This is a genomic window from Rhizosphaericola mali, assembly GCF_004337365.2.
GTDB lineage: Bacteria > Bacteroidota > Bacteroidia > Chitinophagales > Chitinophagaceae > Rhizosphaericola > Rhizosphaericola mali.
Genome location: NZ_CP044016.1, coordinates 2,842,697 through 2,858,362 on the forward strand (window position 1 = coordinate 2,842,697; position 15,666 = coordinate 2,858,362).

The window sequence follows — 15,666 nt, forward strand, 5'->3', positions numbered from 1 at the left end:
ATGGAAATAGAAAATAAAATAGACGAGACGGATTTCCAGATATTACGTCTATTGCAAAAAGATGCGACATTAACGAATAAGGAAATCGCGTTTCAAATAAATAAGGCAATAGCCACGGTGCATGAGCGTGTAAAAAAATTAAAAGAGCAAGGCTTTATCAAAAAAACAGTTGCCATACTAGACCGCAAAAAAATAGGTAAGGGCCTACTTGCCTTTAGTCACGTATTGTTAAATGATCACACATTACATACTTTGAATAAATTTGAAGAAGATATTTCTGCCTTTCCGGAAGTAATGGAATGTTTTCAGATGACAGGTTCGTTTGATTTTTTATTAAAAATCGTAACGAAAGACATGGAAGAATACCATGATTTTTACAGATATAAATTGGCTGCTATTCCGAATATAACAACGGTCCAAAGTTTTTTTGTACTATCAGAAGCGAAAAGTGACACGGCATATCCAATATAAAAGAAGCGAAAAGTATTTACTTTTCGCTTCTTTTATAAATTAACTTTCAATTATTTATGCATCAAATAATGATGGTTGATCATTTTCTTCAGAAGGAAGTTCCCATTCCATTTCAACCGATTTACTAAATTCCATCAATTTAGCTCCAATAGCTTTCCAACCCATCACGTCCACCAGATTACCAATTTTGAATCGTACGGTACGAACCTGTTTTCCGGTTCCTCCTTGTACATGTAAAATAGGTTCTTCTATCGTTGTAACTGCATACAATTTATTACCATCCCCTTCCTTGATAAAAGTAAATTTGGAATGAACCGTTGTTGTTTCAATTTTAAAACGTTTTACATTTAAGATAGATTTTTCCGCATCTAAATAAACGGCCGTAATGACTTTTTCTGGATTAAATTGTTCTACCAACATTACTTTTTCTGGATCGAAACGTTGTGTCAATTCCGTATCAGTGATTTCATACGAACCATCTTGAAAAATAACAATAAGTTGTTCATTTTCGAAACTACCCAAATACTGTCCTTTTTCTTCCACATTCAAACGACCAATTTTATCATCGTACCAGAACTTTTTACGTTCTAATGTACTTTTTCCTTTCTCTTTCAATTTAATTGAACGAACCGGATATTTGCTTACCTGATTTCCCATGCTACCACGTCCCTTGATATCTAACAATTCAAATGCATAATCAAATTCCTTATTTCGGGCATTGGTACTTGGACTCAATAAGACCTTAACAACTTCCGCTTCTCCATTTGGATTGGCAGTGAAATACAATACTTTAGATTTATCCGAACCTTTTGTTAGATCATATTCTTTCTCACGTGTTATAGCAGTGACATTAAAACGTTTCGCATAAGAAACGCCCGATTTGCCATCGGCATAAATCATGTTATACGTGGTACGATCGTCAGATTTGATAAAGACTGCAGCGTAAATAATATCTTTCCCGATAAATACCTTATCTGCAACCTTGACGACTTTCATAATTCCTTTTTTGGTAAAAGCAATTACATCATCCAAATCAGAACATTCACACAAAAACTCATCTTTTTTCAATGAAGTTCCAATAAAACCTTCCGCTCTATTTAAATACAATTTAGTATTAGCAATCACGACGTGACGCGCTTCAATATTGTCAAATGTTCGAATCTCGGTGCGACGTTCGCGACCTTTTCCAAATTTCTTTTTTAGATTTTCGAAATATTTGACTGCAAAATCCGTCAAATGTGCCAAATCATAATTAACACCTTCAATTTCTTCTTCGATGGATTTAATTTGCTCATTTAACTCATTGATATCCAAACGATAAATACGTCTCACCGGTTTTTCTGTTAATTTGAGAATATCTTCTTTTTCTATCGGACGTTTCAATCGTTTTTTAAACGGATTAAAAGCTTTATCTATCGCCTCAATTACAATCTCCCAAGTATCGTATTTCTTTTCTAATTCTTTGTAGATTTTCTCCTCGAAGAATATTTTTTCTAAAGAAGTATAATGCCATTTATTTTCCAATTCGCTCAAACGAATTTCCAATTCTCGTTTAAGTAAATCCTTCGTATTATCTGCAGAAGCTTGCAACAAATGACTTGCAGAAATGAAGTGCGGTTTGTCTTCAATAATTACACACGCATTGGGAGAAATACTCACTTCACAATCCGTGAAAGCGTATAAAGCGTTGATGGTAATATCTGGAGAAACGCCGTTTGCCAAATCCACATATATAGCAACATCCTTCGCTGTACTATCCGTTACTTTTTTGATTTTTATTTTACCTTGATCATTTGCTTTTACGATAGATTCTGCTAAGGACGTACTTGTCGTGCCATAGGGTACGCTTTTAATGACCAAAGTTTTCTTATCTACTTCTTCAATAATTGCACGCACTTTGACTTTACCTCCACGTTTTCCATCATTATAATTGGAAACATCTACTTGTCCACCCGTTTGAAAATCAGGAAACAATTCGAATGGTTTTCCACGCAAAGCTTTAATAGAGGCGTCGATCAGTTCAATAAAATTATGCGGTAGAATCTTCGTTGAAAGTCCAACCGCAATACCTTCTGCACCTTGAGCAAGCAACAAAGGAAATTTCATTGGTAAAGTCACAGGTTCATTTTTACGACCATCGTAACTCAATTGCCAATCCGTCGTTTTGGCATTAAATGCAACTTCCAATGCAAATTTGGATAAACGCGCTTCTATATAACGAGGAGCCGCAGCATCATCACCTGTATTGATATCGCCCCAGTTTCCCTGCGTTTCTATCAACAATTCTTTCTGCCCCATATTGACCAACGCATCACCAATAGACGCATCACCATGAGGGTGATACTGCATCGATTGCCCGATAATATTAGCAACTTTATTGAATCGCCCATCATCCATCTCCTTCATCGCATGAAGAATACGACGTTGTACAGGCTTCAAACCGTCCTCAATCGCCGGCACCGCACGTTCTAATATTACATAGGATGCATAGTCCAAAAACCAAGTTTTATATTGACCTTGTACCCCAGTTTCTATAGATAAATCAATCTCTTTACTACTATCTTTCGCCATCTTTTAATTCAGTATTTTCCAATTACATTTCGTACAATTCCAAAGGTTGTCCATTGGGATCTTCGAAAAAAGTAAATTTCTTATTTGTATATGCATCGATACGCATATCTTCGACTTTCACACCCTTGTCACGCAAAAAAACAATCGAACTCGCCACATCATCCACTTGAAATGCGAGATGACGCAAGCCTTTCGATTCTGGATAAGAGCCTCTTTCTCTATAATCAGGAAAGGAAAATAATTCAATCTGATATTGACCATTGACGGCCAAATCCAATTTGTAAGATTTTCGTTCTTCTCTATAAACTTCATTTATAATTTCAAAACCCAAGATCTCTGTATAGAATTTCTTACTTTTTTCATAATCATCTGTCAGAATAGCGACATGATGTATTTTTTGAATATTTAACACGGTTTAAATTATGAATTATGGGTTATAAATTATGAATTTCGATAATAAAGATTGCACCATTAAACTTTCTAGCCAAGACTATTCTATACTAATAACTATTCACTTATCTCCTCGTCCATTTCTACGAATAATTCTCCTTTAGTGTCTTTCAACGCAATATCTTTCCAACCTTTTTCCCAAGAACCATCACACAAAATGCGACCTGCATTTACCAATTCTCTTATACGCCAAACCAAAAATGCATCGCCTGTTTTTATAGACATTTTGGGTAAAAGAGAAGAAAGCAATCTGGGTAATTTGACCGTTTTTTCTCCTAAAGCATCCAAAATATCTTTATCAAAAAAACTAACATCTTTGGATGCAATCTTTTTTCCTCCTTCTAAAATACGTACCATTTCGTCTTCGCGGCAGATTTTGCGCCATTCATCCGGATCAAGTTCAAATTCACTCAATGTTACTGGACGTGCCAATCTTTTCGCTTTTAGGAATTCTTTTGGTTGAATTTCGTGTAAATATTGCGGATAAAAAATACCGCCAATTTCATTGATAAATGGAAGATTATTCAGATAAATGACTTGAATTTTGCCTTGATAATCAGCCAATTGACTTATTAACCAATAATAACCACAGACATCATGTGGATTTTGCCCCATCCATATCCAAACATTTTCCTCCGTTTCCTCTAATTTCTTTTTCAATTGATGAACGGTCATTTTATCATCGACGATATCCAATTGATCTGTATAAGGAGAAAATTCCAATACACTCTGCCACCAAGCCTTACGCGCCTGAAAGCCTTCCGCGTCGTATATATTGGCAACTGGACCGGCTGCAAAATCATCTTTTATTACTAAAATCTCACCATCCAAACTTTCGTCTAAAGTGATACTTTTCTTTAAGACTTCAGCGCCTGACGGTTCGAATACTATATGAATCATTTTCTTAATTATGAGTGATAAGTTATGAATTATGAGTACTCATTGAATAACTTATAATTTATAATTTCTCTTCTTCTGCCAAATCAATTTCTACACGCAAATTTCCGATAATGAAATCTTGACGTTGCGGTGTATTTTTTCCCATGAAATATTCCAATAAACTTTGGATGTGCGCACCTTGATCCAAAAGTACTGGTGCCAAACGAATATCATCCCCAATAAAACCGCCAAACTCTTCTGGTGAGATTTCACCCAAACCTTTAAATCGCGTAATCTCCGGTTTGTTTCCTAATTTCTTAATGGCTGCTTGTTTTTCCGTTTCGTCATAACAATATATTGTTTGTTGTTTATTTCTAACACGGAACAACGGCGTTTCTAATATATAAACGTGTTTTTGTTTGACCAAATCTGGGAAAAATTGCAAGAAAAATGTCATAATCAACAAGCGAATATGCATCCCATCTACATCGGCATCTGTTGCAATTACAATCTTATTATAACGCAATCCATCCAAACCATCTTCGATATTTAACGCATGTTGCAATAGATTAAATTCCTCATTTTCATATACGATTTTCTTTGTTAATCCAAAGCTATTCAATGGTTTACCACGCAAACTAAAAACCGCTTGATTATCTACATTGCGGCTTTTGGTAATACTTCCACTCGCGCTGTCCCCTTCTGTAATGAAAATCATCGATTTATTCACCATTTCCAACGCTTCTTCCTTATTTTTTCCAGTTGGTTCTTCGTTGAAGTGATATTTACAATCTCTTAATTTTTTGTTGTGAACATTGGCTTTTTTGGCTCTTTCATTTGCCAATTTTTTAATACCAGAAAGTTCCTTTCTCTCACGCTCACTTTGTTCGATACGTTTTTTTAATGCATCTGCAGTTTCCGTATTTCTATGTAAGAAATTGTCCAATTGTTTGGACATAAAATCCAACACAAAACTTCGAACCGTCGGACCGCCTTCAAATACATGTTGTGAACCTAATTTGGTCTTTGTTTGGCTTTCAAATACAGGCTCTTGAACGCGGATCGCAATCGCAGCGACAATACTCTGGCGAATATCTGCGGCATCATAATCCTTTTTGTAAAAATCACGAATCGTTTTTACAAATGCCTCACGAAATGCTTGTTGATGCGTACCACCTTGCGTTGTATATTGACCATTTACAAACGAAAATAAATCCTCACCATAATCACTATTATGCGAAAGTGCAATCTCAATATCCTCACCCGATAAGTGAATAATCGGATATCTTAGATCATCTTCATTGGTTTTCTTTTGCAATAGGTCCAACAAACCGTTGCGGCTGACATATCTTTTTTTATTGAAAATAATAACCAATCCAGCATTCAAATAACAATAATTCCAAAGCAGGTCATCTACAAATTCCAATTTGAATTTGAAATTTTTGAATACTGTGTTATCTGGAATAAAAGTTACTAAAGTACCATTGGGTTGATCTGTTTTTTCGAGTTTGCTTTCTTTGATAAGTTCACCTTTTTCAAATTCAGCGTATTTTGTCTCTCCGTCACGGAAACTTTGTACTCTAAACCAATCACTTAGCGCATTGACCGCCTTCGTACCAACACCATTCAATCCAACACTTTTCTGAAAGGCTTTGCTATCATATTTAGCACCTGTGTTGATTTTACTCACGACATCCACGACTTTACCCAAAGGAATACCACGACCAAAATCTCTTACAGAGACCGTTTTATCTTCTATCTGAATATCAATCTGCTTACCAAATCCCATCATGTGCTCATCGATACAGTTATCCATTACCTCTTTTACGAGTACATAGATACCATCATCCGGCGAAACACCATCTCCCAATTTTCCGATGTACATACCAGGTCTTAACCGAATGTGCTCCTTCCAGTCGAGGGTCCGTATGCTATCATCATCATACTTTGCTTCTTGCAATGCTGCCATAATATCCTTTTCCTTTTTACGCTAATATTTTTAGCATGAATTTAGGCAAATATAAAAATTAAAACAAGTTTATGTAGATTCTTGTCGGAAAACAACACAGTTTTTGCGAAAATTAGCCGCATGGTTTTTAATACATTTGTAAAAAAGTATATGAAAAAAATAGTTTCGCTAAATTTTATAATAGCTTCATTTACAATAATGAGTTGCAGTTCGCAACAACACACACAATCCTCCAATAATAGCGCGGTACAATATACAGCTGCAAAAAATTATTTTGTAAAAAACACCTACGAAGCAAACGCTCTTCAAGCTATACGATTGACCTCTTCAAATGAATTAAACCAATATTTTGGAGGCGCACGTACAATGGATTCCAAAAGTGTACAAACAAATATTGATTTTGAAAAAAACAATGCCATCGCATTAATCTATCCAAAAACAGACAGTACTATTTCTATTAAAATAACTTCCGTTCAATCCAATACAAATAATCTATTGGTCCATTACAAATTAAAAAAAGGCGTAAAAACGACGTATTCAATTGTTCCATTTTCCTTGATAATTTTGGACAAAAAGTATGTTGAAAATATTCAATTGGTGGAGGATTAATAATCAACTATAAATAAAAAAAGTCCTTACTTAAAAAAATAAGGGCTTTTTTTATTTATAAACAAGGTTTCATTACGTCAATGTAAAACATTCCGTCATAATATGTTTTCCACGTTTTTTTTTGAAATTCATATCCAAAACCACCACGCATTTTAAATTTAAAATCGCTCATTGTGTCTGGAAAATTTATAAATGCATACTTATAACCTTTTTGATGCAACGAATATTCTAACGTATTTACTGAAGCACTTTTAATTTCTAGTTTAGTTCGTTCTCCTATTCTGTAAGACAATCCAGAATTAGCTGTAAATCCTATAATATAAGGACGATTGACCCCTATTCTATTTAGTGAAAAATCATATCCCATACTTTGTGATGACCACACACTAACTCCCTCATTTGTTCTGTTTACATGCGGATTTGCAGCCCATACAATTATTTTACTTTTGGGATATTTGATATCCGCAAGCCATTGAAGATTTTCGGCCATTTGAAGATCTCTAATATTACCTGCTTTAACAAAATTTCTCATTTTTTTGGCAAATTCGTTTAATAACTGCGCATCAGCATATATATTATTTAAGGCTTGTAGTAAATAATTATTTTTTTCAATTCTATCTCCAACCTCATTTCTTACTTTTTCTATAAATGGTAAAATTCTATTAGTAAGATCTTTTAGTAAGGAGGATTGTTTATCTATATTAATATCACTCAATCGCATTAAAGAGTCTATCGCCTGCATATTTGAAGCGTAATCCTGCGCTTGAGTGATTGGCAACTTCAATGCTTGAAATATAGAATCCAATCTTGGAGTTATTTTGGAACTACTTTTTGTAAACATAACCTGTGGATCAATGCCACATATTTTCACATTTCGATGTTTTGGAAGAAAATCGAATATTAGACTTTGTACATAACTGCAATAAGCCCAATCGTAATAAATATTATCTTTTAAATAATTTCCATAAGTTGAATCTGGAAAAATTGAGTTATCATTATCTGTAAAATTATAAAAACTACTCTCAAAAGCCACTAGATTAAATCCTTTTTCATTAACCAAATATTCGATTATTTTAGCTTTAGCTTTAAACGATAATCCATCTCCATGCTCTTGCTCACCCAACATTACTATCCTTGAATTGCCTACAGCCCCTCCAATTTTATCAAAATTTTCATAAGATGAGTCAATATCGATGGACGGAATATTTGTAGTTTCATGGTTGACTAACAAATCCAAATCAAACTGTTTTTGACTATAACTAGTCTCAATAGATGAAAAAAACAAGAATGCAAATATAATAGAGGAATAATTAAATTTCATATATTATAATAAATTGAATTACAATAAGTTAATAAACAGAAGAGACTTTAATTATTTGTCATTTTCAATAATTTCTACCGCTTTATCTAGGAGTTCATCTTGTCCATTTTTTATTCCCGTTATTGTTGGCGTAATAGTGATGTCACGTTTTAATCCAACTCGTTGTGTAGCTTTACCATCCGGATAATAGATACCCAAACCTGAAATTAAAGTATATATATTCCCTGGTAAAATTATTTTTGAAATATCGCCATCAGCTCCAGCAGTAGTGCTACCAATTACGACTGAATTAGAACGAGAACTTAATGCCATTGTTTGATATTCAGCAGAACTTTGAGTAGTTTCATTAACGATAAAAACGATTTTATTTTTATAACAATCATTTTGATCGAGTCCATTATACACTCCAGTTAAGAAATTAATAGCACCTGGTCGATTCAGCGAAGGACCTGTTATTCTAAGAAATTCATTTTTCTGAGATTTTAACCATTCTGCATATACATAAACTGTAAAAAAAGATGGATAACATCTGAAATCGAATACAAGGCCTTTTGTATCTTTAAAAAAGTTACGAATTTCACTAAGATCAGTTCCTTTTAATTTTGCAGGATTGATATATCCAATATTATTATGCACTAATTTGTAGGCTTCTTTAACTTGGTGGTGCATAAAATCAAAATTCCCGGGAATCAATCTAGCTGGAATACGCTCATAATAGATTGTTTTATGATTAATTACTACACTTGCTTTTTTCTGTTGGCCTCTTAGTAAAAAACCATTCAAACTTGCGAGCACTCTTAAGGATGTTATGTGATTGGAAGCAGGAGATAAATCTATATATTTTTTTACTAAACTATCCACCGAGACACCATCAATTTCATCAATAACATCACCAATGTGGACATTCAGAGAAATACCTAAAGTATCTTTATAATAGTCCGTAACCACCAATTTATTTTCGATAAATTCAGCTTTAAATGGAGACATGTACACTCCTTTGATGCTGTCTAATGTTTTATTATTGTAAACATTAGCGTGAGTATCATGAATACTTCCAATTAATCTCAAACAAGCCAAAGTATATTCATTTTTATCCTTTGCATGGATAAAAAGAGGAAGATAATCGGTTAATGTTTTATTCCAATCAGATCCAATTAAATTCCGATAAGGGAAAAAATAATTGATCATATTCCAATATCGAAACAAAGAAATCAATCGTAATCCTAAATCTGGATAAGGAGATTCTGGATAGGTTTCTTCATTGGTAAAACTGGGATTTTTATTTGTAGTTAAACTTATATAGTAGCTAGTTGGTGGAGCCTCAAAATTATCAATGATTATCCTTAACTTGCTTTTTAAGTCATTAGGTAAATTATTGGATGCAAATAAATTTCCATATTGGGGTTGTATATCTAAAGGATTTTTAGACAAATCATTCTTTTTTTCATTCTCTATTCTGACTTCACCTAATTGATCAATCCAATTATAAATGGTTGTGTATGGTTTTTTATTGGTACTATCCAAAATGGAAGGCAGTATTTTCAATAATTCATTATCCCAATTATATTTCCCATCAGTAATTGCAGGATGATAATATTTAAGTAATCCCCATATCATACCAATGTTAGTGAGCAATTGTGTATTTCGCTGATTTAATACAATCTTTTCAAAAGGTAGTTGAGGTCGCAGTTTGATTGCCACACTTGTAATATTTTCAAAAAACTTATCTGATGTCACCAGTTTATCATCTACGTATACTTGAAAATTATCCACGTAGATTTTTCCATCTCCCATTAACGCTGCCCCAATTATGATATTTGTAGCCTCAGATTTGACAAAATCTTCCACTATATATTGTGTCCATGAGTCTGTACTATCAATATTTACAAAGGATCTAGCCAATTGATGATCGCCATCATCCAATTCATTTAGGTAAATTACTCCTTCTCCCTTTGATTTGACATTTCCTTTTGCATAGGCTACAATTTTGATTTTATGTATCGTGTTTTTTTGAATATGAATTGTATAAGCAGCCATCCCAAATGTATTGGGAATATATTTCAACTTTTCAATAGCTAAGGATCGCTTTCCATCTTGCGCTACTTGCGAATCTATTGCAATTAGATAACCATCATTTTGTATTCCATTAGACAATTCCCATCCTAAAGGATAACCATTTGGGTTAACTTTTTCGAAAGAAAGATTCATTTTTTTATTTTGTCCAAAAGATTTAGCGATTATAATCATCAATAAACATTGCAGCACAGATAGTTTCCAATAATAGTTTTTCATGGAAATAAAATTAACGCCAATACACAAAACCGAAACAACGACGATGTTAAATTACCACTAAAAGAAAGCTCCGATTTCATCAAAAAACACATCAATCTTCTGGAAAATGCAATAGATTTTTCTTATTATTCTTCTTTAATTCTTTGGGGTAAATATTCATTCTTTTCTTGAAGAAATTAGCCAAATGGCTTTCATCTGCGAATCCAAATTCGGAAGCCAATTGTTTGAGGGATTGTTTGCTTGAAACAATTCTTTTGCGTAGCAATGTAATTTTCAGATTGTTGACATAATCGCGATAGGAAATATTAAAATTTCGTTTGAAAAACCCCCCAAAATACGTGGGTGCAATATTGAATTCTTTGGAAATCTGCGTAATTCTTAACGCTTTAGGATAATAGATATTTTGATGAATATAAGTGATAATACTCTCACTATCAGTAGGCAAATTATTGTCGCTTGGGATATTTTTGGAAATATATTCTTTCAATAGGCCAAAAATACCCAAGATTAAATGAAAAACAGTCGGTGACAAACTTGCTGCTTTATATTCATCATAAACGCAAATACTATCAATAATGTATCCCAAAATTTTTTGCGAAGCGGGATCTAATTGTATTTTTTCCTCTCTCAACCCTTTATATTGCATAATATCTTCTGGTTTGTTGATCGCAAAATCATCGGGAGTCAAATGCATATTGGAACTAAAATAACTATCTGTGAACTTAATAAACACGAAATGTGTTGATGCTTTTATGTCGAAATAATGCGAATCTCCTGGCGCCACAATAAAGAAATCGCCAGACGCATAATTTACTTTGTTTTGATTGATAAAATATTCACCATCTCCTTTAACAATATAAACCATCTCATAATAGGTATGCGAATGATCCGGCAAATGAAATACCGATTCTTCGTAATTATGAATGACCAATGATTCAAATTGTTTCAACTTTTTCATACTCCAAATTTACAATTATATGCTTTATTTATTCTATTTTAAAGTATAAAATGAAGTGAAATTTGCCACCAATAAATAAACAAACATGTCAAAAGAAACAGAAGAATATCCAGATTTTCTACCTCAGTTAGTAGGTTCATTTGCGCAACCAGCAGCAGAAAATCCAACTGTCGCAATGGTAGAAGCGGCATTCAAACACCATAATTTACATTGGAGATATATCAATTGTGAAGTTTCTCCCGAAAATTTGGGCAAAGCAGTTGAAGGTGTTAAAGCTCTTGGCTGGTCAGGATTTAATTGCTCTATTCCACACAAAGTCGCCATCATTCAACATTTGGATGGATTGGGTGAATCTGCCGAAATCATCGGAGCCGTGAATACTATTGTAAAACGTGGCGACAAATGGATTGGTGAAAATACGGATGGTAAAGGATTCGTACAAGCCATGAAAGAAGTTGTTGATCCAAAAGGTAAAAAAGTCGTTTTATTTGGCGCAGGTGGTGCGGCTCGTGCAGTAAGCGTGGAAATGGCGCTTGCTGGAGCAAAACATATTACCATTGTAAACAGAAATGTAGAACGTGGTGAAACACTTACAAAATTAGTGAATGAAAAAACGCCTGCAGATGCAACATTTCAATCTTGGGAGGATAATTATTCGATTCCTGCAGATACGGAAATTGTAATTAATGCCACATCTATTGGATTATTTCCCAAAACTGATCAAAAATTAAATATCAATTTTGACTCTATCCAATCTTCTATGGTTGTCGCTGATGGGATACACAATCCACCCAAAACACACTTGATACAAACGGCTATCGACAAAGGTTGCAAAACCGTAAATGGTCTTCAGATGCTTGTTAATCAAGGTGTTATTGGTATAAAATATTGGACTGGCGTAGATGTTGACCCAACAGTTATGCATCATGAATTGAAAAAAATATTCAAAATACAATAACCACTAACCATTATTTATAGACACTAGTTCCTTTGGATTTTGTAGTTTGTTGAGAACGTATTCTACTCAAGGTTTCTTGAGAGATACCCAAATAAGAAGCTATATCACCCAAAGGAGCTCTTAATGCTACTTCAGGATAACGCACAACCAACAACTGATATCTTTTCTCCGCTGCCTGGAATAAAGTTGAATAAATTCTTTCAGATAGTTCACTCAACAAATTATACGTCAACAATCTACCAAATCTTTCCATTTCTTTAAACTTGTCAAATAGTCTATTTAACCCATCAAAATCAATAGAATATAATACCGAATCTTCCAATAATTCTAAATTGAGATGAGAAGGTACTCTTTGAAAAAAACTATCATTACAAGAGATAAAATGCTTTTCAGACGCAAACCAACCTGTAATCTCTTTTCCATCTTTTTCATAAAACAACCGTGCCAATCCTTTTTCGATATAGTATAATTTATTACAAATAACACCCGCATGCTCAAGCACTACACGTTTGGAGTATTTTTCCAATTTGAAGCTAGCGGCGACTTCTTCTTGTATTTCTTCTGGCAATTTTACAATGGTATTGATATATTCAATGATACTCATTTTTAATTTTTCTTTTAGGTGCTTGTTAATAAATCATTAAATCAAAATCAAAAAGCTAACACTCGTTTGGTTATTTGATATAAATCAAAGATAAATAGTTTTTAATTCATGTAATTGCACAAGGTTTTACAAGACACAAAAAAATAATGTAACGAAAAGATAAAACAAGTTTGTCAATGAAACGAATTATCAAAAAAGTAGCTGTGTTAGGCTCCGGGATTATGGGAAGCCGTATTGCTTGTCACTTTGCCAATATCGGCATACAAGTATTATTGCTAGATATTGTACCTAAAGAGCCAAATGAAAAAGAAGCAGCGAAGGGCTTAACATTGGAATCCAAGGTTGTCCGAAACAGAATTGTCAATGATGCATTGCAGACCGCATTGAAGTCTAACCCATCTCCTATTTACAAAAAGGAATTTGCCAATAGAATTGCTACTGGAAATTTTGATGACGATATGAAAAAAATCGCAGAATGCGATTGGGTAATTGAAGTGGTTGTTGAAAACCTAAATATCAAAAAGTCCGTCTACGAAAAAGTAGAACAATATAGAAAAGCAGGAACTTTAATTACGTCTAATACTTCTGGCATTCCGATTCATTTATTAGAAGAAGGACGAAGTGAAGACTTTAAGAAGAATTTCTGTGGTACACACTTCTTTAATCCTCCAAGATATTTGAGATTATTGGAGATTATTCCTGCTCCTGCTACAGACCCTTCTATCGTTGAATACTTAACAGAATTTGGTCAAAAATTCTTAGGGAAAACAACTGTAATATGTAAAGATACGCCTGCATTTATTGCCAACAGAGTGGGTGTATTTGGGATAATGGATATAGCACACATCGTTAAGAAATTAGACTTAACAGTGGAAGAAGTAGATAAATTAACAGGGCCGGTAATTGGTCATGCGAAATCTGCAACTTTTAGAACGAGTGATGTTGTGGGTCTGGACACAATGGTACATGTTGCCAATGGCGTATATGACAATTGTCCAAATGATGAAGTAAGAGATTTATTCAAATTACCAGACTATGTTGCAAAAATGTATGAAAACAAATGGCTTGGCGACAAGACTGGTCAAGGTTTCTACAAAAAAACAAAAGATGCCAATGGCAAAACACAAATCCTTGCATTGGACTTAAATACATTTGAATATCAACCTTCTCAAAAAGTAAAATTTGCCACTTTAGAAGCAACTAAAACGATTTCAGATCTTAAACCAAGATTTAAGGTTCTAGTTGCAGGAAAAGATAAAGCGGCGGATTTCTACAGATTGTCATTTGCGGGTTTATTTGCCTATGTTTCTAATAGAATACCTGAAATAGCAGACGAACTATACAAAATCGACGACGCCATTGAAACTGGTTTTGGTTGGGAATTAGGACCATTTAAAACATGGGATGCAATTGGCGTAAAGGAAGGTCTTGAAATATTGCAAAAAGAAGGAAAAACTGCCGCTCCTTGGGTAGAAGAAATGTTAGCCGCAGGAAATACAACTTTTTATAAATCTGAAGATGGCAAAAGTCAATACTATGACATTCCTACAAAAAGCTACAAAGTAATTCCGGGAACAGAAGATTTAATCTCTTTAGATAACCTTCGTGCAACAAATACCATTTACAGCAATCCTGGTCTATCTATTATTGATATAGGTGATGGCATTTTGAATGTAGAATTCCATAGTAAAATGAATACTATAGGTGGCGACATCTTAATGGGAATTCAAAAAGCAATTGACATTGCTGAAAAGAGCTATCGCGGTGTTGTGATTAGTAATAACGGAGCAAATTTCTCAGCAGGTGCAAATGTTGCGATGATCTTTATGATGGCAATTGAGCAAGACTATGACGAGTTAGATATGACCATTAATTTATTCCAACAAACAACTATGAGAATTAGATATTCATCTATTCCGGTGGTAGTTGCTCCGCATAATCTTACTTTAGGTGGTGGATGCGAAATTTGTTTGCATGCAGATAAAGTGGTTGCTCATGCTGAGGCATATATCGGACTTGTTGAGTTTGGCGTGGGCTTGATTCCAGGCGGCGGAGGCACTAAAGAATTTGCATTGCGTGCTGGCGATCACCACAAAGATGGCGACATTGATTTGAATATATTTAGAGATCGATTCTTAACTATAGGACAAGCAAAAGTTTCTACATCAGCATACGAAGCATTTGAATTGGGATATTTAAGACCAGGCATTGATGAAGTTGTTGTTTCTAGAGAAAGGTTATTAACAGAAGCAAAAGCCGCTTGTTTGCGCTTAGCAGACGAAGGATATGTAAAACCAACACCAAGAACGGATATTAGAGTATTGGGAAATCAAGCTTTAGGCGTAGTTTATATCGGTGCTAATTCTATGAAATCTGGCAACTATATCAGCGAACATGATCAAAAAATTTCTGAAAAACTTGGTTTCGCTATGGCAGGTGGTGATATTTCTCAACCAACCTTAGTATCAGAACAATATCTTTTGGATTTGGAAAGAAAAGCATTCTTGGAACTTACAGCGGAAAAGAAATCTTTAGAAAGAATTCAAAGTATTTTGAATGGAGGTAAAATATTGAGAAACTAATA

Annotated in this window: 12 protein-coding genes; 4 read left to right on the top strand and 8 right to left on the bottom strand. The window is 34.0% G+C overall.

Going from position 1 to position 15,666, the window contains the following annotated elements; all coding sequences use genetic code 11:
• Complete coding sequence (locus tag E0W69_RS12230) at nt 1-471, top strand: Lrp/AsnC family transcriptional regulator (RefSeq protein ID WP_131330342.1); 471 nt, start codon at nt 1-3, stop codon at nt 469-471.
• Nucleotides 472-525: 54 nt separating this feature from the next.
• Here the strand turns inward: E0W69_RS12230 and E0W69_RS12235 are convergent, their stop codons facing one another.
• The 4 genes from E0W69_RS12235 to E0W69_RS12250 all read right to left on the bottom strand — a co-directional run bounded on the left by E0W69_RS12235 (nt 526) and on the right by E0W69_RS12250 (nt 6,340).
• Entirely contained in the window at nt 526-3,042 is a 2,517-nt protein-coding gene (locus tag E0W69_RS12235) for a DNA gyrase/topoisomerase IV subunit A (RefSeq protein WP_131330343.1), read from the bottom strand.
• A 22-nt stretch (nt 3,043-3,064) separates the two neighbouring features.
• Entirely contained in the window at nt 3,065-3,454 is a 390-nt protein-coding gene (gene gloA2, locus E0W69_RS12240) for an SMU1112c/YaeR family gloxylase I-like metalloprotein (protein WP_131330344.1), read from the bottom strand.
• Nucleotides 3,455-3,549: 95 nt separating this feature from the next.
• Complete coding sequence (locus E0W69_RS12245) at nt 3,550-4,392, bottom strand: DUF1835 domain-containing protein (protein ID WP_131330345.1); 843 nt, start codon at nt 4,390-4,392, stop codon at nt 3,550-3,552.
• Nucleotides 4,393-4,450: 58 nt separating this feature from the next.
• Nucleotides 4,451-6,340, bottom strand: coding sequence for a DNA topoisomerase IV subunit B (locus E0W69_RS12250; RefSeq protein ID WP_131330346.1), 1,890 nt, complete (start codon nt 6,338-6,340; stop codon nt 4,451-4,453).
• A 150-nt stretch (nt 6,341-6,490) separates the two neighbouring features.
• On the opposite strand from E0W69_RS12250, the gene E0W69_RS12255 reads away from it, so the two are divergent.
• Nucleotides 6,491-6,949, top strand: coding sequence for a hypothetical protein (locus tag E0W69_RS12255; protein ID WP_131330347.1), 459 nt, complete (start codon nt 6,491-6,493; stop codon nt 6,947-6,949).
• Between the two features lie 55 nt (nt 6,950-7,004).
• Here E0W69_RS12255 and E0W69_RS12260 read toward each other — a convergent pair whose 3' ends face one another.
• The 3 genes from E0W69_RS12260 to E0W69_RS12270 form a co-directional block, all read right to left on the bottom strand.
• Nucleotides 7,005-8,270: an erythromycin esterase family protein gene (locus E0W69_RS12260; protein WP_131330348.1), complete on the bottom strand. Its 1,266-nt coding sequence runs from the start codon at nt 8,268-8,270 to the stop codon at nt 7,005-7,007.
• 51 nt (nt 8,271-8,321) lie between these two features.
• Entirely contained in the window at nt 8,322-10,562 is a 2,241-nt protein-coding gene (locus E0W69_RS12265; protein ID WP_131330349.1) for a S41 family peptidase, read from the bottom strand.
• Nucleotides 10,563-10,653: 91 nt separating this feature from the next.
• Nucleotides 10,654-11,520, bottom strand: a complete 867-nt coding sequence (locus tag E0W69_RS12270; protein WP_131330350.1) for a helix-turn-helix domain-containing protein — start codon at nt 11,518-11,520, stop codon at nt 10,654-10,656.
• 85 nt (nt 11,521-11,605) lie between these two features.
• On the opposite strand from E0W69_RS12270, the gene aroE reads away from it, so the two are divergent.
• Nucleotides 11,606-12,478: a shikimate dehydrogenase gene (aroE, locus tag E0W69_RS12275; RefSeq protein WP_131330351.1), complete on the top strand. Its 873-nt coding sequence runs from the start codon at nt 11,606-11,608 to the stop codon at nt 12,476-12,478.
• 10 nt (nt 12,479-12,488) lie between these two features.
• Here the strand turns inward: aroE and E0W69_RS12280 are convergent, their stop codons facing one another.
• Complete coding sequence (locus E0W69_RS12280) at nt 12,489-13,082, bottom strand: Crp/Fnr family transcriptional regulator (protein WP_131330352.1); 594 nt, start codon at nt 13,080-13,082, stop codon at nt 12,489-12,491.
• 176 nt (nt 13,083-13,258) lie between these two features.
• Between E0W69_RS12280 and E0W69_RS12285 the strand changes: the two genes are divergently transcribed.
• Nucleotides 13,259-15,664, top strand: a complete 2,406-nt coding sequence (locus tag E0W69_RS12285) for a 3-hydroxyacyl-CoA dehydrogenase/enoyl-CoA hydratase family protein (RefSeq protein WP_131330353.1) — start codon at nt 13,259-13,261, stop codon at nt 15,662-15,664.
• The last annotated feature ends 2 nt before the right edge of the window (nt 15,665-15,666 follow it).